This window comes from Noviherbaspirillum soli (genome assembly GCF_015352955.1).
GTDB lineage: Bacteria > Pseudomonadota > Gammaproteobacteria > Burkholderiales > Burkholderiaceae_D > Noviherbaspirillum_A > Noviherbaspirillum_A soli.
Window position 1 is genome coordinate 92,900 of the sequence record NZ_JACYOX010000017.1, and the last position, 17,699, is coordinate 110,598.

14 protein-coding genes are annotated in these 17,699 nt (G+C 60.9%); 11 read left to right on the forward strand and 3 right to left on the reverse strand.

Features of this window, described 5'->3' with window-relative positions:
- Nucleotides 1–8: 8 nt before the first annotated feature.
- Both IGW04_RS13905 and IGW04_RS13910 read right to left on the reverse strand, forming a co-directional pair.
- Nucleotides 9–947, reverse strand: coding sequence for a DMT family transporter (locus IGW04_RS13905; RefSeq protein WP_194713680.1), 939 nt, complete (start codon nucleotides 945–947; stop codon nucleotides 9–11).
- A gap of 17 nt (nucleotides 948–964) precedes the next feature.
- Entirely contained in the window at nucleotides 965–2,065 is a 1,101-nt protein-coding gene (locus IGW04_RS13910) for an aromatic ring-hydroxylating oxygenase subunit alpha (RefSeq protein ID WP_194713681.1), read from the reverse strand.
- Between the two features lie 288 nt (nucleotides 2,066–2,353).
- Between IGW04_RS13910 and IGW04_RS13915 the strand changes: the two genes are divergently transcribed.
- The 5 genes from IGW04_RS13915 to IGW04_RS13935 all read left to right on the forward strand — a co-directional run bounded on the left by IGW04_RS13915 (nucleotide 2,354) and on the right by IGW04_RS13935 (nucleotide 8,220).
- The gene (locus IGW04_RS13915) at nucleotides 2,354–2,611 is read left to right on the forward strand and encodes an exodeoxyribonuclease VII small subunit (protein ID WP_194713682.1); all 258 of its coding nucleotides are present in this window, start codon (nucleotides 2,354–2,356) and stop codon (nucleotides 2,609–2,611) included.
- A complete protein-coding gene (locus tag IGW04_RS13920; RefSeq protein ID WP_194713683.1) occupies nucleotides 2,608–3,498 on the forward strand; it encodes a polyprenyl synthetase family protein in 891 nt (296 codons plus the stop codon). Before IGW04_RS13915 ends, IGW04_RS13920 begins: the two co-directional genes overlap by 4 nt.
- Nucleotides 3,499–3,500: 2 nt before the next feature.
- Complete coding sequence (gene dxs, locus IGW04_RS13925; RefSeq protein WP_194713684.1) at nucleotides 3,501–5,366, forward strand: 1-deoxy-D-xylulose-5-phosphate synthase; 1,866 nt, start codon at nucleotides 3,501–3,503, stop codon at nucleotides 5,364–5,366.
- A 447-nt stretch (nucleotides 5,367–5,813) separates the two neighbouring features.
- Nucleotides 5,814–6,710: an ankyrin repeat domain-containing protein gene (locus IGW04_RS13930; RefSeq protein WP_194713685.1), complete on the forward strand. Its 897-nt coding sequence runs from the start codon at nucleotides 5,814–5,816 to the stop codon at nucleotides 6,708–6,710.
- Nucleotides 6,711–7,068: 358 nt separating this feature from the next.
- Nucleotides 7,069–8,220, forward strand: coding sequence for an ankyrin repeat domain-containing protein (locus IGW04_RS13935; protein WP_194713686.1), 1,152 nt, complete (start codon nucleotides 7,069–7,071; stop codon nucleotides 8,218–8,220).
- A gap of 110 nt (nucleotides 8,221–8,330) precedes the next feature.
- On the opposite strand, the gene IGW04_RS13940 is transcribed toward IGW04_RS13935, so the two are convergent.
- On the reverse strand, nucleotides 8,331–8,885 hold the full coding sequence (locus IGW04_RS13940; RefSeq protein WP_194713687.1) for a cob(I)yrinic acid a,c-diamide adenosyltransferase: 555 nt from the start codon (nucleotides 8,883–8,885) through the stop codon (nucleotides 8,331–8,333).
- A 126-nt stretch (nucleotides 8,886–9,011) separates the two neighbouring features.
- Between IGW04_RS13940 and IGW04_RS13945 the strand changes: the two genes are divergently transcribed.
- The 6 genes from IGW04_RS13945 (at nucleotide 9,012) to glcF (ending at nucleotide 17,075) form a co-directional block, all read left to right on the forward strand.
- A complete protein-coding gene (locus tag IGW04_RS13945) occupies nucleotides 9,012–10,421 on the forward strand; it encodes an FAD-binding oxidoreductase (RefSeq protein ID WP_194713688.1) in 1,410 nt (469 codons plus the stop codon).
- Nucleotides 10,422–10,459: 38 nt separating this feature from the next.
- On the forward strand, nucleotides 10,460–11,347 hold the full coding sequence (locus tag IGW04_RS13950; RefSeq protein WP_194713699.1) for a LysR substrate-binding domain-containing protein: 888 nt from the start codon (nucleotides 10,460–10,462) through the stop codon (nucleotides 11,345–11,347).
- A 225-nt stretch (nucleotides 11,348–11,572) separates the two neighbouring features.
- Nucleotides 11,573–12,790 (forward strand): ankyrin repeat domain-containing protein, encoded by a 1,218-nt coding sequence (locus tag IGW04_RS13955; protein ID WP_194713689.1) that lies wholly within the window; start codon nucleotides 11,573–11,575, stop codon nucleotides 12,788–12,790.
- A gap of 488 nt (nucleotides 12,791–13,278) precedes the next feature.
- Nucleotides 13,279–14,766 carry an FAD-linked oxidase C-terminal domain-containing protein gene (locus tag IGW04_RS13960; protein ID WP_194713690.1) on the forward strand — a complete coding sequence of 496 codons (1,488 nt, stop codon included), beginning with the start codon at nucleotides 13,279–13,281 and terminating at the stop codon, nucleotides 14,764–14,766.
- A gap of 16 nt (nucleotides 14,767–14,782) precedes the next feature.
- Nucleotides 14,783–15,850 carry a glycolate oxidase subunit GlcE gene (gene glcE, locus IGW04_RS13965; RefSeq protein WP_194713691.1) on the forward strand — a complete coding sequence of 356 codons (1,068 nt, stop codon included), beginning with the start codon at nucleotides 14,783–14,785 and terminating at the stop codon, nucleotides 15,848–15,850.
- A gap of 1 nt (nucleotide 15,851) precedes the next feature.
- The gene (gene glcF / locus IGW04_RS13970; protein ID WP_194713692.1) at nucleotides 15,852–17,075 is read left to right on the forward strand and encodes a glycolate oxidase subunit GlcF; all 1,224 of its coding nucleotides are present in this window, start codon (nucleotides 15,852–15,854) and stop codon (nucleotides 17,073–17,075) included.
- Nucleotides 17,076–17,699 lie beyond the last annotated feature (624 nt).

Here is a 17,699-nt window from a genome sequence, read left to right on the forward strand (position 1 = left end):
CTGGACTCCTAGGATTTGGCGGCGACCGGGCTGATGCCGGCTGCCGGGACTGTCGTTGGGGCCGGCGCCCGCCGACCGCGGGAATTGTAGAAGGTGGCGGCGCTGCCGCTGGCAAGGATGATGGCAATGCCCAGCCAGCCCATCCAGCCCAGCGCATCGCTCCATAGCAGAATGCCCCAGATGCTGGAAAACACGATGCCGGTGTACTGCAGGTTGGCCGTTACCAGCGGATGACCGAGCCGGTAGGCGCGGGTCATCGCCATCTGCGCCGCCGTGGCGGACAGGCCGACGCCGGCCAGCAGCAATACACCGTGCGCCGTATGGCCGTGCCAGGCAACCTGGCCGGGTGCGATCCACGGCGTGGCCAGGCTGCCCAGGGCGCCGGCAAGGGCGCCAGTGACGGAAAAGTAGAACACCACCCGGTATTCGGGCTCGCCGAGCTGGCCCAGCTTTCTGACCTGCAGATAGGCCAGCGCGCTGATCACGCTCGACGCGAGCGCCACGCAGGCGGCAAACCACTGGCTGGCCTGCATCGACGGTTGCAGCAGCAGCGTGACGCCGCCAAAGCTGGCCATCACCGCCAGCGCGCAGCCCCATTCCAGCCGACCCTGGCCGCGCCACCATGCCGCACCCAGCAGGATGGCGGCAAGCCAGATCGGCGCCATGCTGTTCAGGGTCATCGACATGGCCAGCGGCAGCCGGCCGATCGCATAGAACCACAGCCACAGCGCGGTGACGCCGATCACGCCGCGCGTGGCGTGCGCCCACGGCAACGGCGTGCGCATGCTGTCGCCGCGCAGCCGGCTCAGCGCCAAGAGCATGGCCGCGCCCATCATGCCGCGGTACATCACGATCTCGGAGGTGGTGTAGAGCTCGGCGGCCAGCTTTACGCAGACGCCCATGGCGGCAAAGAGAAAGCTGGCCAGCAGCATCCAGAGCGACTGCATGCGTCAGGCCGCCATGTTCAGAGCGCGATCTTCGAGCGATACCACTCGTGGAAATGCTGCATGCCGTCTTCCATCGGCGACTGGTAGGGGCCGACCTCGTTGACGCCGCGATCCACCAGGATGCGGCGGCCGGCGTCCATGCGCTGCGCGATCTCGTCGTCCTCGACGCAGGTTTCCATGTAGGCGGCGCGCTCGGCCTCGATGAACTCGCGCTCGAACAGCACGATTTCCTCCGGGTAGTAGAACTCCACCACGTTGGTGGTCTTCTGCGGTCCGTTGGGCCAGACGGTGGACACCACCAGCACATGCGGATACCACTCCACCATGATGTTGGGATAGAGCGTGAGCCAGATCGCGCCGTGCCTGGGGGCCTCGCCGTTGCGGAATTTGAGCAGCTGCTCCTGCCACTTGCGGTAAGCCGGCGTGCCGGACTTCTTCAGCGCCTGATGCACGCCCACGGTCTGCACGCTGTAGCCTTCGCCGAATTCCCAGGTCAGGTCGGAACAGGTGACGAAGCTGCCCAGGCCCGGGTGGAAGGGCTCGACATGGTAATCCTCCAGGTACACCTCGATGAAGGACTTCCAGTTGTAGTCGCACTCGTGCACTTCGACGTGGTCCAGCATGTAGCCGGAAAAATCGAGATCCCTGGTGACCGACAGGTTTTTCATCATGTCGGCGACGTTGGCGCCGCCGGCTTCGAACAGCAGGCCGTTCCAGTTCTGCAGAGGGGTTTTGGACAGGTTCAGGCAGGGCGTCTCGCCAAAATGCGGCGCGCCCACCAGGGTGCCCTTCAGGTCGTAGGTCCAGCGATGCAGCGGGCACACGATGTTCCTGGCGTTGCCGCGGCCATTGAACATCTTGGCCTGGCGATGACGGCAGACATTGGACAGAAGCTCCAGGCCCTGGGCATTGCGCACCAGCATGCGGCCTTCGTTTTCCCAGGCCAGCGTTGCATAGTCGCCCACCTCGGGCACCATCAATTCGTGGCCGGCATAGCGCGGCCCCTGACGGAACAGATCAGAAATTTCTTTTTTCAGCAGTACTTCGTCGAAGTAGACGTGGACTGGAAGTTGCGCGTTGGAACGCGCCAGCTTGGCGAGATTAGCCAGATCGGACATCCCTACCCCCCAAATTAATTTGCACCAACCTAAGAGAGAAAGAATCCGCAAAAACCTATGTTCAAACGAGATGAAGAGGGAATTTTTGGACAGAACCGTAGATTATACCCTACACGTCGTATCCAGGTCCCGCCTTGGCGCGGCGCAGTGTTTTGCGCGGAATGGTGGGGGCTTGTGGACAATCGTAACTTCTGTTGCCTGTTTGTTCTAAAATAGCCGGTCCTGAGCAATCCGCAACCCGCAGGAAGGCCGCCAGCCTTCATTGCCTGCATTCAAAGACGATACCTTATGGCAAGTAAAACTCCCGTCAGCGCGCAGCCCGCTTCGTTCGAAGACGCAATGACCGAGCTGGAACAGCTGGTCGAGCGCATGGAAGCCGGCGAACTGCCGCTGGAGGCGTCGGTAGCCGCCTACAAGCGCGGCGCCGAGCTGGTGAAATTTTGCGCCGGTCAGCTCGACCGGGTGGATGCCCAGGTCAAGGTGCTGGAAGGCGACATGCTCAAACCCTTCGCCAGCGACGACGCAACGCTGGAGGCGGACGAATGAGCGCGCTATTGTTCCAAGACTGGATGCGCAACGCGCAATCCGGCATGGAAGACGTGCTGGCGACGCTGCTGCCGCCCGAAACCGCCGCGCCGGCCCGACTGCACGAGGCAATGCGTTATGCGGTGCTGGATGGCGGCAAGCGGGTGCGTCCGCTGCTGGTGTTCGCCGCCGGCGAACTGCATGACGCCGACCGCAATGCGCTGGCGCGCGCCGCCGCCGCGGTCGAGATGATCCATGCCTATTCGCTGGTGCATGACGACATGCCCTGCATGGACGACGACGCGCTGCGCCGCGGCAAGCCGACCGTGCATGTGAAATATGACGAAGCCACCGCATTGCTGGTGGGCGACGCGCTGCAATCGCAGGCCTTCATGGTGCTGTCGGAGGCGGGGAACGATCCGGCCCGCACGGTGGCGATGATGCGCGTGCTGGCCCAGGCGTCCGGCTCGGCCGGCATGTGCGGCGGCCAGGCGATCGATCTGGCCAGCGTCGGCATCACCCTGTCGCTGGCCGAGCTGGAACAGATGCACCGGCTGAAAACCGGCGCGCTGCTGCGGGCGTCCGTGATGCTGGGCGCGCTGTGCGGCCGCATGCCGGATGCGACTGAAACCGCCGCGCTCGACGCCTATGCGGCCGCGGTCGGCCTGGCCTTCCAGGTGGTGGACGACGTGCTCGACGCCACCGCCGATTCGCAAACCCTGGGCAAGACCGCCGGCAAGGATGCGGTGGACCACAAGCCGACCTACGTCTCCATTCTTGGTCTGGAGCAGTCGCAGGCGCTGGCGCAAAAACTGAGGGAGGACGCCCACCGGGCGCTGCTCCCGTTTGGAGACAACGCACGACGGCTGCGCGAACTTGCCGACCTGATCGTGCAGCGGAAAGCATAAGTATGGATCTGTTGAAAAAAATCGAAGGCCCCGGCGACCTGCGGCGCCTCTCCCGCAGCCAGCTGAAGCCGCTGGCCGACGAACTGCGCGCCTTCCTGCTCGATTCGGTGTCGCGCACCGGCGGCCATCTGTCGTCCAACCTGGGCACGGTCGAGCTGACGATTGCGCTGCATTACGTGTTCAACACGCCGGACGACCGCATCGTCTGGGATGTCGGCCATCAAACCTATCCGCACAAGATACTGACCGGCCGCCGCGACCGCATGGGCAGCCTGCGCCAGCAGGGCGGCATTTCCGGCTTTCCGCGCCGCGACGAGAGCCCGTTCGACACCTTCGGCACCGCCCACTCCTCGACCTCGATCTCGGCCGCGCTGGGCATGGCGATCGCCGCGCAGACGATGGGCGAGAGCCGCCACGCGGTGGCCGTGATCGGCGACGGCGCCATGACCGCCGGCATGGCGTTCGAGGCGCTCAACAATGCCGGCGTGCATGAAAATGTGAACCTGCTGGTGATCCTGAACGACAACGACATGTCGATCTCGCCGCCGGTCGGCGCGCTGAACCGCTACCTGGCGCGCCTGATGTCGGGCCGTTTCTACGCCGCCGCCCGCAGCGTGGGCAAGTCGGTGCTGCCGGGGCCGATGCTGGAACTGGCCAAGCGGCTGGAGGAGCATGCCAAGGGCATGGTGCTGCCGGCCACCATGTTCGAGGAATTCGGCTTCAACTACATCGGCCCGATCGACGGCCACGACCTGGATTCGCTGGTGCCGACGCTGCAGAACCTGAAGCAGCTGAAAGGTCCGCAGTTCCTGCATGTGGTGACGAAGAAAGGCCAGGGCTACAAGCTGGCCGAGGCCGACCCGGTGCTGTACCACGGCCCCGGCAAGTTCGACCCGGCCGAAGGCATCAAGCCGGCCGCCGCCGGCAAGAAAACCTATACCCAGGTGTTCGGCCAGTGGCTGTGCGACATGGCGCAGCAGGACAAGCGCCTGATCGGCATCACGCCGGCGATGCGGGAAGGCTCGGGCATGGTGGAATTCGAGCAGCGCTTCCCCGACCGCTACCACGATGTCGGCATCGCCGAGCAGCATGCGGTGACGTTTGCCGGCGGCATGGCCTGCGAGGGTCTGAAGCCGGTGGTGGCGATCTACTCCACCTTCCTGCAGCGCGCCTACGACCAGCTGATCCATGATGTGGCGCTGCAGAACCTGGATGTCACCTTCGCGCTCGACCGCGCCGGCCTGGTCGGCGCGGATGGCGCCACCCATGCCGGCAATTACGACCTGGCCTTCCTGCGCTGCATCCCGAACATGGTGGTGCTGGCGGCGTCGGACGAAAACGAATGCCGGCAGATGCTCAGCACCGCCTATCAGTATCCCGGCCCGGCCGCGGTGCGCTATCCGCGCGGCGCAGGCATTGGCGCGGCGGTGGACACCAGCCTGGACACCATTCCGCTGGGCAAGGGCGAATTGCGCCGCAACGGCAAGCAGGTCGCCATCCTGGCCTTCGGCACCATGGTTGCGCCGGCATTGAAGGCTGGCGAGGAACTCAATGCCACGGTCGCCAACATGCGCTTCGTCAAGCCGCTGGATGCCGCGCTGGTACTCGAGCTGGCTGCCAGCCACGACCTGCTGGTGACGGTAGAGGAGGGCTGCATCATGGGCGGCGCAGGCTCGGCGGTGGCGGAAGCGCTGGCCGCGGCAGGCGTGGTCAAGCCGCTGTTGCAACTGGGCCTGCCGGACAAATTCATCGACCACGGCGATGCGCCGCAGCTGCTGGCGCAGTGCGGGCTGGATGCGGCGGGCATTGCGGCGTCGATCCGGCAGCGCCTGGGCAAGAAGGAGCCTCGGCTGGTAGTCAATAACTGATCGGCAATTTATAAAGGCAATCGAGGAACGGCGACACAATGTCGCCGTTTTTTTTGGGAAAAATTGATCGGCTTTAATCAATCCGAACCGCATCCGAAGCGCCGATCGAGTGAATTTCCGTGGCCGTGCAAGTGTAATAAAGCTATTTTGATGTTCAAGTAATAAATAAAGCGATGTTGCCCGGCACATGGCAATAAGCCCATCCAGCAGTCAAGTTGGACTTTCCCTTGGTGTCGCACCGGAAAATGAGCGCCATGGTTGTCCAGTACAAAATTGGCTGTTTCAGGCGGAGTGCCTGTGCCTACCAATCGGGCCTGCCTTCATTGAGTCTGTTCATTAAAAGTGCCTTCCGCAGGAAGGAACCGTTTTGGCATTTTTGGTTATTTAAGAAGTGTCGTGCCTTGCATTAAATCATTCCACTTCCAACCAATTAATATACAGACAATCATGAATGCCGCCAACAATCTCAGTTCCAGTGCACATGCCATAAATTCCTTTCCCGTTTCCGAGCAAGTGCAATTAAAGGATGACCAACCCTTGGTTAACGGCCCCAAAGTAGAGGCCAGGAAAGACGATGCCCAGCGCACGGCGTTATTAAACAGTCTGCCGGAAAAGAGCCAGACAGCAATCGCGGAGAAAGCCGTTGAAAATGGAAATTCCGCAAACAATTCCAGTTCCGTCCGATCAACAATTCCAGATTATGTCAGGAGTGCTGGTGGTATTAAATCCGAAGTTCAAAGCGAATTCAATAAACCTTCGGGATTTGGTACGGGACCGGCAATGTGGGTCGAGGCAAGCATGGATAATATGCTTTATCCAAGCAAATCGCCTCTGGACATGTTCAAGAATTTCCTGGCGACGAGAAAAGAGGATAATGTGAATCGCCCTCTCAGTTTCGATAAAAGAGAGTCCTACCTGGGCATTGCCGCAAAATTGAATCAGACAGAGATTGTTCAATTTCTGATCGAGAAAAATGCATCTGTCCTCTATCGCGACAACGATGACAAGACAGCGCTGGATATTGCTCGTGAAAATCGCAGCCTTGAGTCAATGCAAATCCTGGCGCAGCATGGCGCAGAATTGACAGATGCCGATATCGCGATGATCGAGGAAAATTCTCTGTCGAATATTTCATCAAAAATCGACGTTGATATGCCTGAAGAGAATAAGACCGACCTGCTCTTAGTTGCAGTCCATGACAGCGATCTCGAAACGATTCAACAATTGCTTAATGAAGGCGTCGACCCCCGGGGAACAGGCGAGAAAGCAATGAGCCCCATGAGCATGGCCCTGCAGAGGAATAATGAGGAAGTTCTGGATTTGCTGCGTTCCACAAAGTCATAACCAGTCGGCGGCCGACGTAGTCATGCCACGTCGTCTATCCCACACCAAACCACGAGTCCGCCAGCCATGGCGATGCGCCACCGCAACTACTGAGTGAACACGCGCTACATGCCGTGAATACTTCCGCTTTGATCCGATAGCGGCCAGGCAAAAGGGCGTCACGGCTGGTGGTAATTAAATGTGCTACCAAATTTTCCTGATGTTGGACCGGAACGGCGACTTCATGTCGCCGTTTTTTATTTCCTTGTTTTCTTCAGTCATTCACTTGCGGCCATAATGTTCGATTAGTGAACATTATGGCCGCAAGTGACACCAATTTGGTGAATGTATATCTTTAATAACGCGCACTCACCAAATCATGAGCGACACTCCCATTAATGACGTCAACAGGCGTTCACAATCTGCTTACAGCCAGCCGTCGTCTGATACGACTCCGCAGGCAAAAGGAAAGCCAGGCATCAGCTTGCAGGTCAATCAGGCCAATTCACTGTTAAATGTTGCTGACTCAACTGGTGACAAAGGTGGCGACCAAGCTGCCATCAAAGCCACGAACCCTAGTTATGTCGCCAATGGTGCCTCAATTACCCCGCAGCAAAAGTTCTGTGAGGCGGTCGCCGCCGATAATGGGAAAGGCATGGCAGCATTGTTGACGGCGCATAAAGACCAGATTGACATCAACCTGGTTGACAAGGCGACAGGAAAGTCGCTGTTGAGAACCGCACTGGAGGCAAAAAACGAAGAGGCTGCCAAGGTGCTCGTGATGTATGGCGCACCCGTCAATGCCCGCGATGAACAGAGAAGAACTCCAGTGATGCTGGCTGCCGGCGCCGGCTTGAAAAGCATGGTCAATACGCTGATCTCGCGTGGCGCAACGGTGGATGACACTGACAAGTCTGGAGCCACCGCCTTGCATCATGCGATGCAAGGCGGAAATCCTGAGATTGTCAGAGAGCTGATTCGTGCCAAAGCGAATCTAGACGCTACTGACAAGTCTGGATGCACGCCTTTACATTACGCTGCCAAAGCAGGAAAAGCTGAAGCCGCGCAAGTACTTATAGACTTTGGCGCCACTGCAGATCCAAAGGATAAAACACGAACCACGCCGCTATGGAACGCCTGCAAAACCGGTAGTGAGGCGGTGGTCAAAATGCTCCTTGATAACGGGGCGAAAGCAGAGCGGTATTGTGGAGCCTTTAAGGAAAGCACGCCAATGCTGGCTGCCTGTAATGCTGATAATGATGTGCACGCTCTATCGATCGTTAAGCTTCTGATCGCCAAAAACGCATCGGCAAACTTCGCCGACAAAAAATATGGAAATGTTCCACTAATGGCAGCGGCTGCCAAGGGTTTTTTTAATACAACCACGTATCTGTTGAATGAGGGTCGTGCATCGCCCCAGGTCATAAATAAGGCAGGCCAGACAGCGCTTTATAGTGCAGAGGAAAATGTGATCAAGTTGCTTAACGACCATGGAATCAAGAAGGGCGTGCTACAAGAAAATCAGTACTAATCGACTCGAAACCTGCCCGCAGGATTTTACAATTGCCATTGTGCCGGGTGGCCTGATCTTGCCAGCCCGGACCAATCCGGTACACGGCAGGCACGAAGACGCGACGAGCCTCAACTGCGCCCGCGTCCCTTCTCCCACAACACATCCCCGCCACCCGCATGCCGGTTCAGCACCCGCGCCAGCACGAACATCAGGTCTGACAGCCGGTTCATGTACTGGCGCGGATGATCATTGAGCATCTCGGCCTTGCCCAGGGCCACGATCGCCCGTTCCGCCCGACGGCAGACGGTGCGGCAGACATGCGCCTGGGACGCCGCGCGCGAGCCGGCCGGCAGGATGAAGTCGGCCAGCGGCGGCAGGTTGGCGTTGTAGCGGGCCAGCATGTCATCCAGCCGCGCCACCTGCTCATCCTTGATCAGGGTATAGCCCGGGATGCAGAGTTCGCCGCCGAGGTCGAACAGGTCATGCTGTATCGTCACCAGTTCCTCGCGCAGGCCGGCCGGCAGGTCCTCGCACAGCAGCAGGCCCAGGTGGGAATTCATTTCATCGACATCGCCCATCGCCTGCACCCGAAGGCTGTCCTTGTCGACCCGGCTGCCGTCACCCAGGCCGGTGGTGCCGTTGTCGCCGGTGCGGGTGGCGATCTTGGAAAGTCGGTTGCCCATGCTGTCTCCCTTGTTGTCCGCTTGGTCTGGAAGGCAGTGAGCATACGGGAAATTTCAAGCCTTCGCCGCCCTGGTCGCCGCTAAACGCCCGGCAGGGGTAAAATCACACACCCCACGGAGGACAAGATGAATCACCCAGCACAGCTGGCGGCGCTGAAGAAGCCGCTTCCCGAGTCCCTGCTTGCCGCACTGTCATCCCTGTTCGGCGAACGCTGTTCCACCAGCGAGGCGATGCGCACCCATCATGGACGCGACGAGTCGTCCTATGACCCGATGCTGCCCGACGCGGTGATCTTCGCCCAGTCCACAGAGGAGGTGGCGGATGCGGTCAGGCTGTGCGCCGCCCATGACGTGCCGGTGATTCCCTACGGCGCCGGCACCTCGCTGGAGGGCCACATCCTGGCGCTGCGCGGCGGCGTGTCGATCGACCTGTCGCAGATGAACAGCATCATTGCCGTCCATCCGGAAGACCTGACGGTGACGGTGCAGCCGGGCGTGACCCGCAAGCAGTTGAATGCCGAGATCCGCGACACCGGCCTGTTCTTCCCGATCGACCCCGGCGCCGACGCCTCGCTCGGCGGCATGGCCGCCACCCGCGCCTCCGGCACCAATGCCGTGCGCTACGGCACCATGCGCGAGAACACGCTGGCATTGACGGTGGTGCTGGCCGACGGCCGCATCATCCGCACCGGCACCCGCGCCCGCAAGTCCTCCGCCGGCTACGACCTGACCCGCGTGTTCGTCGGCAGCGAAGGCACGCTGGGCATCATCACCGAAGTCACCGTGAAGCTGTATCCGCAGCCGGAGGCGGTGTCGGCGGCGGTGTGTTCCTTCCCGACGCCGGGCGATGCGGTGCGCGCGGTGATCCAGACCATCCAGATGGGCGTGCCGGTCGCCCGCGTCGAATTCCTCGACGAGCGCGGCGTGAAGGCCATCAATGCCTATGACAAGCTGAGCCTGCCGGAAAACCCATTGCTGCTGTTTGAATTCCATGGCACCGAGCATGGCGTGAAGGAACAGGCCGAGACCGTGCAGGAAATCGTCGCCGAGCACAATGCCACCGGCTTCGAATGGGCCACCCGTCCTGAAGACCGCACCCGCCTCTGGGGCGCGCGCCACAATGCCTATTTCGCGCTGCTGCAGATGCGTCCCGGCGCGCGCGCCATCTCCACCGACTGCTGCGTGCCGATCTCGCGCCTGGCCGAATGCATCCTCGACACCAAGGCCGACTGCGAAAGCCACAACATGGTGTACTCCATCATCGGCCATGTCGGCGACGGCAACTTCCATGTGCAGATGCTGGTCGACCCGAACGACCCGGAAGACATCGCCCGCGCCGAAGGCGTGAATGCGCGCATGGTGGCGCGCGCCATCGCGATGGACGGCACCTGCACCGGTGAACACGGGGTGGGCATGCACAAGATGGATTTCCTGGTGCAGGAGCATGGCGAAGGCGCGATCGACACCATGCGCGCCCTGAAGCATGCGCTGGACCCGAAGAACATCCTCAATCCCGGCAAGATCGTTCAGTGGTAAATCCCGCCGGCGGCCGCATGCAGCAGACCAGACAGCCCCTGACCACCCGCCTGCCGCCGGTGCATGCGCTGTCCGCCTTCGAAGCCGCGGCGCGTCACCAGTCCTTCGCGCTGGCCGCGGATGAACTGTGCATCACGCCGTCGGCGCTGTCGCACCGGATCCGGCTGCTGGAAGATTTCGTCGGCGAGCGCCTGTTCCTGCGCGATGGCCGCTCGATTGGCCTGTCCGAGTTTGGCCGCCGTTATCTCGACGTGGTGCGCAGCGCGCTGCGCACCCTGACCGACTTCCCGATGCCGCATCGCAGCGCGCAGGCGCAGCCGAGGATCAAGGTCACGCTGCCGCCGACCTTTGCCCGCTACATGTTCGTGCCGCACCTGGCCGACTTCACGGAGCGGTACCCGGACATCGTGGTGGAAGTATTCATGTCGGTGCCGCTCTATGACCTGAGCCTCTCGGAGAGCGATGTCGAGGTGCGCTTCGGCGCCGGCAATTATCCCAACATCATCACCGAAAAGCTGTTCGAGGAGCCGGCCTTCGCCGTCGCCAGCCCGTCCTACCTGGCGCAGGTGGGGCCGCTGCACACGCCGGCCGACCTGCGCGGCAAGACCCTGCTGCGCTCGGCGCTGGAGCCCTGGCAGCCATGGTTCGAAGCAGCCGGCCTGGACTGGCAGGAACCGTCCACCGGCCTGCGGGTCGACGACCTCGGCCTGCTGCTGGAAGCGATCCGCCACGGCCATGGCATTGGCCTCACGCGCAGCCACTTCGCCCAGGCCGCGCTGGCGGCCGGCGACGTGGTGCGGCTGTTCGACGTCGAACTGGCTTCGCCGCCGCATGCGTATTACATGGTGTATGAAAAGCCGGCCCGGGAGCGCAGCGAGGTGACGCTGTTCATCGACTGGATGAAGGCGACGTTTCGCAACGGCTGAGAGTGCGCGCAGGCGGAAAACAGGGCGCTTTCAGCACGGGTACAGTTCGGCTTTCCTGAGTGCACATCACTCGCATTCTGCTGCTTGGCACGAGTTCATGAACACGTATGGAAATGTAGTTCCATAGGTCGATTGTTATTCCTCCATTTAAAAGTTTGGGCACGTCCCGAACCCAAGGCGTTCCAATGGCACCTACCGGTTTAATACTTTTAATGGGGAACTGTAATGTCTATGCCAGCACCATCAACCGGTAATGCTTTTGCTGTTAATCGTGGGAACGGGTTAGCCACCCATGAACAAGCTATGCATTATCAAATGCCTGGACAAGAAACGACGGAGCGTAAAAAGCAAGTTGCTGTATCAAATCTCAATGTGAGATCCGCGGAAACACAAGGCAGCAACGCCGAAAATACACTTCTGCTGTCAAAAAATCCTGTTGCAGACAGCGGCAAGAGGTTGACTGCATTCAGTCGGCCAGTCATTTCAGATGGTCAGGCCGGCGCTTCCACTGCCAAGCTTTTGAGGCAACCAACGGTGGAATTTTTTATTGATTTGTTAAGAATGGATCAAGCGGATTTCTTTGGGAAGAACGGTGAGAAGATTGCGCAGGCGCTGCTTGGTGTTGACATCGATAAACCCATGAAAGGCAATATAACCATGCTGGAAGCTGCTTTGTTTGCGAAGGCTCAGGGAACGGATTGCAGCACAGTTGCAAAGACATTGATAAGAATGGGTGCGCGGTTTGACCTGGTTGACCCAGATCTTCCAAGGATTTTAAAAGGCGCAATGGAAATCAACAATGACGATCTGGTGAAATCTTTAATTTCACGCAGTAAAGGTAAAAACAGTGAGGAGTTGCATCAGGCGCTGACTTATGCGGTATCCAAATCTGAACCGGAACTCGCGCTTGCAGCCATAAAATCCATAGGCATCATCAAATCGTCTTTGATTGATGTTACTTCTCTTTTGTCTCAAGCAGTTGCGCTGAACAATTTGGAGTTGGTCATAAAAATATGGTTGCATACAAAGCCAGATATCAATAAACCTAATTTTGATGGGAGCACAGTGCTGGCATATGCAGCAACCTATATGGCGTCGCCGGAGATTTTGGGTTTTCTTCTTTTCGAGGGAGCGCAAGTCAACGGGGCCGATACAAGTCCAAGGAGCAATGCAGTGGCTGCTGCGCTCATTGGAGTCAGCGAAAGAACATTGGCCAATTTTGACGAAGAAGAACGCAAAGTGCTCAAAATGAAAAAACTTGAGACGCTTGAAACAATTCTTGATGCGGAAAATGTGTCGATCGATTTTGATATGAAAATTCCGAACGGACGTTCCTTCACCACGCTTTTTGACCTTGCGGTTAAAGCCGGGCCCGAATTTGTGGCTTGCCTTGAAAAGGCCCAACTACGGCAGGCATCCGGACGCACTGGCATGTCCTCTTAATCAGGGAAGTTCAACCACTGAAGGCAGTGGCATTGATTCGGTAACGTCAGCATCTTCAAATGTCGCTCTAATGCACTATCCATCAGTTGCCTTTAGCGCATGCGTATTTTTATAGACCATGGCAACTGCCCGTATTGCTGCGATGCCGATCTGCCTTTCTGATCCGTGCCTTTCTGGCACGGCCCCCTGCGATCCATCTACAAAGAGGCTGCCAATCATCACCTGGGGCTGCGCCTCAGGTCGCGTTGCTTGAACGCTTACCTGAAATTCTCCGGACCTCAAACGTAGCGACTCCTTTCATGATCCCGTCTCAGGGCTGTCGCTTCCTCCTATTGCCCGCATCAAAATCTTTCATCAATTGCAGCAAAGCTTTTCAGTCATTCCACCCGCGCAAATCCCTTTTATCGCCCCAGTTTCGCTACACTGTTCGTTTTCTTGAAGAGCGGGGCCATTCGGCGCGCCCGCTACCCATTCCAGGACGTACAGCCATGAATGCTCCATCAGAAGCGCCGTTCGCCGCTGCGCGCCAGCGCGAGGTCGTCGATGCCCTGAACGCCGTGCTGCCGCGCGGCGCGGTCCTCTTTAACGAGGAAGACACCCGGCCTTACGAATGCGACGGCCTGGCGGCTTATCGCCAGTTGCCGATGATCGTGGTCCTGCCTGCCAACGAAGAGCAGGTGATCGCCGCGATCAACGTATGCCGTCGCCTGAAGGCGCCCATCGTACCGCGCGGCGCCGGCACCGGCCTGTCCGGCGGCGCGATGCCGATCGCCGACGGCGTGGTGATTTCCACCGCCCGGCTCAACCGCATCGTCAGGCTCGACGCCTATTCCCGCACGGCCGTGGTCCAGCCGGGCGTGCGCAATCTCGCCATTTCCGAGGCGGCCGGCGCGCACGGGCTGTACTACGCACCCGATCCGTCGTCGCAGATCGCCTGCACCATCGGCGGCAACGTGGCCGAGAACTCCGGCGGCGTGCATTGCCTGAAATACGGCCTGACCGTGCATAACGTGTTGCGTGTGCGCATGGTCACCATCGACGGCGAGATCGCCGAACTCGGCGGCGAGGCGCTGGACGCGCCCGGCCTGGACCTGCTGGCGCTGTTCATCGGCTCCGAGGGCATGCTGGGCGTGGTCACCGAGGTCACGGTGCGGCTGATTCCCAAGCCGCAGCAGGCGCGGGTGGTAATGGCCTCCTTCGACGACGTGGTCAAGGGCGGCAATGCGGTGGCCAACGTGATTGCCGCCGGCATCATCCCGGCCGGCCTGGAAATGATGGACAAGACCAGCTCGCGCATGGTCGAGCCTTTCGTACATGCCGGTTACGACACCGAGGCCGAAGCCATCCTGCTGTGCGAGTCCGACGGCCTGCCGGAGGAAGTCGATGAAGAGATCGCCCGCATGGAAGCGGTGTTCCGCGATTCCGGCGCCACCGCCATCGCGGTATCGCAGAACGAGGCCGAGCGCCTGAAGTTCTGGTCCGGCCGCAAGAACGCCTTCCCGGCGGCCGGCCGCATCTCGCCGGACTACTACTGCATGGACGGCACCATACCGCGCCGCAACCTGGCGCAAGTGCTGCTGGGCATTGCGGAGATGGAAAAGAAATATGGCCTGCGCTGCGCCAACGTGTTCCATGCCGGCGACGGCAACCTGCATCCGCTGATCCTGTTCGATGCCAACCAGCCCGGCGAATTCGAGCGTGCCGAGCTGTTCGGCGCCGAGATCCTCGAACTGTGCGTCGAGGTGGGCGGCACCATCACCGGCGAGCATGGCGTGGGCATCGAGAAGATCAATTCGATGTGCGTACAGTTCTCGCAGGCCGAGCTCGACGCCTTCCGCGCCGTCAAGCAGGCATTCGACACCGCGCTGCTGCTCAATCCCGACAAGGCCATTCCCAGCCTGCGCCGCTGCGCCGAGTATGGCCGCATGCATGTGCGCGCCGGCAAGCTGCCGTTCGCCGATCTGCCGCGCTTCTGATTCTGAAAGAGAGTGTATGGAACAGGTATTGCAGGAATTTAAGGACCGCATCGCCGGCGCCACGGCCGAGCGTCCGCTGCGCATCCGCGGCGGCGGCAGCAAGGACTGGTATGGCGGCGCCCTGCGCGGCGACGTGCTCGACACCCGCGGCTGGCGCGGCATCGTGGCCTATGATCCGACCGAACTGGTGATCACGGTCAGGAGCGGCACGCCGCTGTCCGAGGTGGAAGCGGTGCTGGCGGAAAAGAACCAGATGCTGGCATTCGAGCCGCCGCATTTCGGCGCCGACGCGACCGTGGGCGGCATGGTGGCGGCCGGCCTGTCCGGCCCGCGCCGCGCCGCGGTGGGCGCAGTGCGCGACTTCGTGCTGGGCGCGGTGCTGATGAACCATCGCGGCGAAGTGCTGCACTTCGGCGGCCAGGTGATGAAGAACGTCGCCGGCTACGATGTGTCGCGGGTGCTGGCCGGCTCGCTCGGCACGCTGGGCCTGCTGCTGGAAGTGTCATTGAAAGTGTTGCCACGGCCGTTCGAGGAAACCACGCTGGCCTTCAGCCTGGGCCAGGCCGACGCGATTCGCACGCTCAATGAATGGGGCGGGCAACCGCTGCCGATCTCGGCCAGCGCCTGGCTGGACGGCACCCTGGCGGTGCGCCTGTCGGGCGCGGCCGCGGCGCTGAAGGGCGCGCGCAGCCGCCTGGGCGGCGAGGAAATCGCCGACGCTGCCGGCTTCTGGCACAGCCTGCGCGAGCAGCAGCATCCGTTCTTTGCCGCACAGGAAGCGCCGCTGTGGCGCCTGTCGCTGCCCTCGGTGGCCGCGCCGCTGGAACTCGATGGCAATCAGCTCATCGAGTGGGGCGGCGCCCAGCGCTGGCTGCATAGCAGCGCACCGGCCGACAGCATCCGTGCCGCTGCCGCCCGCGCCGGCGGCCATGCGAGCCGCTTCCGCGCCGGCACCGCCGCCGACGCACGCGACGCCGTATTTCATCCGCTTGCTCCCGCGGTGGCTGGCATCCAGCGCCGCCTGAAGCAGGCTTTCGATCCGGCCGGCATCTTCAATCCCGGCCGACTGGGAAACGATTACTGACATGCAAACCAATCTCGCCGATTTCATCAAGGACACGCCGGAAGGCAAGGAAGCCGATTCCATTCTTCGGGCCTGCGTGCATTGCGGTTTCTGCACCGCCACCTGTCCAACTTACCAGCTGCTGGGCGACGAGCTCGACGGCCCGCGCGGCCGCATCTACCTGATGAAGCAGGTCCTGGAAGGCAAGCCCGCCACTGCCAAGACCCAGCTGCACCTGGACCGCTGCCTGACCTGCCGCAACTGCGAAACCACCTGCCCGTCGGGCGTGCGCTATGGCCGGCTGGTCGACATCGGCCGCAAGATCGTCGAAGACCAGGTGCCGCGCGCGCCGGCCGACCGCGCCGTGCGCACCGCGCTGAAGGAAACCCTGCCGCGCAGCTGGGTGTTCAGCCCGGCGATGAAGGCCGGCCAGCTGCTGCGCCCGCTGCTGCCTGCGGTGCTGAAGAACAAGGTACCGAAGAAGCAGTCCGCCGGCGCCTGGCCGCGGCGCGAGCATGCCCGCAAGATGCTGCTGCTGGACGGCTGCGTGCAGCCGTCGATGTCGCCCAACATCAATGCCGCCACCGCCCGCGTGTTCGATGCGCTGGGCGTGCAGCTGGTCGTCGCCCCGCGCGCCGGCTGCTGTGGCGCGATCCGCCATCACCTGAACGACCACGATGGTGCGCGTGACGACATGCGCCGCAACATCGACGCCTGGTGGCCGCATGTGGAAGCCGGCGCCGAAGCCATCGTGATGACGGCATCCGGCTGCGGCGCCACCGTGAAGGAGTACGGCCATCTGCTGGAGCAGGATCCTGCCTATGCGCAGAAGGCCAAACGCATTTCCGAGCTCACGCGCGATTTGTCGGAACTGCTGCCGTCCTTCGAGGAAGAGCTGAAGCAGAAACTGCGCGGCAAGGTCGCCAAGCGTGTTGCCTGGCATCCGCCGTGCACGCTGCAGCACGGGCAGAAGATTCGCGGCAAGGTGGAAGACGTGCTACGCGGCATCGGCGTGGACGTGCAACTGTGCGCCGACAGCCACCTGTGCTGCGGCTCGGCCGGCACCTATTCGGTGCTGCACCCGGACATCGCCTATGCCCTGCGCGATCAGAAGGTCGCCAACCTCGAAGCCACCAAACCGGACATGATCGTCTCGGCCAACATCGGCTGCATTACCCATCTGCAGTCGGGCACGGCGACGCCGGTGGCGCACTGGATTGAGCTCGTGGATAGCGCGCTGGCTTGATGTTGTCTTGCCGGCCAGTGGGCCGGTTTTGTTCCACAGCGATGGTTGCAGGGAAAAAACCGGACCCACGAGACTGGCTCTGCATCGTAAACACGAGCTCTTGCCTCCTTGGTCAACGGTGCCGCGGCATGCCCAGTCTTGGTACGCGCCTGCCATGGCGCTACGGATGCCAATTCTGTTCAAAAGTACATCTACCGAACATTCATTTTTCCTCTCCCCGAAGAACTCCTTTCAATCGACGCGACTTAGCTTTCCTACTGATCAAAGCCGATGGCTTCCAGTTTTTCTTGAAGTTGTGCAGGTCATTTCAGGAGGGTTTATGCCGAGGCCAGAAGTCACCAGAACCAATTCTCAATCCGATAAGCAGCCGCTATATTCCCGTATGGATGGCGAAGCCGATGATAGCGAGGCTTCCGCCAGCATCGGGAAAGCCAGGAAAAACAGCAGCAAAGAGGATGCGGTCCGTTCTTCGGCGAGTCAAAAGCCGAAAATACGCACTAGTAGTCCGTCACTCATCAATTTTCGGATAAAGGTATTTCAGCTTTATGCGTGCATCGGCGGTGCGGAATTGCCAGTCGATCCCCGCTTGCCGCCGGTTGCGCGCCTCTGCCCATTTCTGGGCAA

Excerpts from the sequence above, each read along its gene's own strand:
- IGW04_RS13905 (WP_194713680.1), bottom strand. The coding sequence starts at position 947 with ATGCAGTCGCTCTGGATGCTGCTGGCCAGCTTTCTCTTTGCCGCCATG.
- IGW04_RS13910 (WP_194713681.1), bottom strand. The coding sequence starts at position 2,065 with ATGTCCGATCTGGCTAATCTCGCCAAGCTGGCGCGTTCCAACGCGCAA.
- IGW04_RS13915 (WP_194713682.1), top strand. The coding sequence starts at position 2,354 with ATGGCAAGTAAAACTCCCGTCAGCGCGCAGCCCGCTTCGTTCGAAGAC.
- IGW04_RS13920 (WP_194713683.1), top strand. The coding sequence starts at position 2,608 with ATGAGCGCGCTATTGTTCCAAGACTGGATGCGCAACGCGCAATCCGGC.
- dxs (WP_194713684.1), top strand. The coding sequence starts at position 3,501 with ATGGATCTGTTGAAAAAAATCGAAGGCCCCGGCGACCTGCGGCGCCTC.
- IGW04_RS13930 (WP_194713685.1), top strand. The coding sequence starts at position 5,814 with ATGAATGCCGCCAACAATCTCAGTTCCAGTGCACATGCCATAAATTCC.
- IGW04_RS13935 (WP_194713686.1), top strand. The coding sequence starts at position 7,069 with ATGAGCGACACTCCCATTAATGACGTCAACAGGCGTTCACAATCTGCT.
- IGW04_RS13940 (WP_194713687.1), bottom strand. The coding sequence starts at position 8,885 with ATGGGCAACCGACTTTCCAAGATCGCCACCCGCACCGGCGACAACGGC.
- IGW04_RS13945 (WP_194713688.1), top strand. The coding sequence starts at position 9,012 with ATGAATCACCCAGCACAGCTGGCGGCGCTGAAGAAGCCGCTTCCCGAG.
- IGW04_RS13955 (WP_194713689.1), top strand. The coding sequence starts at position 11,573 with ATGTCTATGCCAGCACCATCAACCGGTAATGCTTTTGCTGTTAATCGT.
- IGW04_RS13960 (WP_194713690.1), top strand. The coding sequence starts at position 13,279 with ATGAATGCTCCATCAGAAGCGCCGTTCGCCGCTGCGCGCCAGCGCGAG.
- glcE (WP_194713691.1), top strand. The coding sequence starts at position 14,783 with ATGGAACAGGTATTGCAGGAATTTAAGGACCGCATCGCCGGCGCCACG.
- glcF (WP_194713692.1), top strand. The coding sequence starts at position 15,852 with ATGCAAACCAATCTCGCCGATTTCATCAAGGACACGCCGGAAGGCAAG.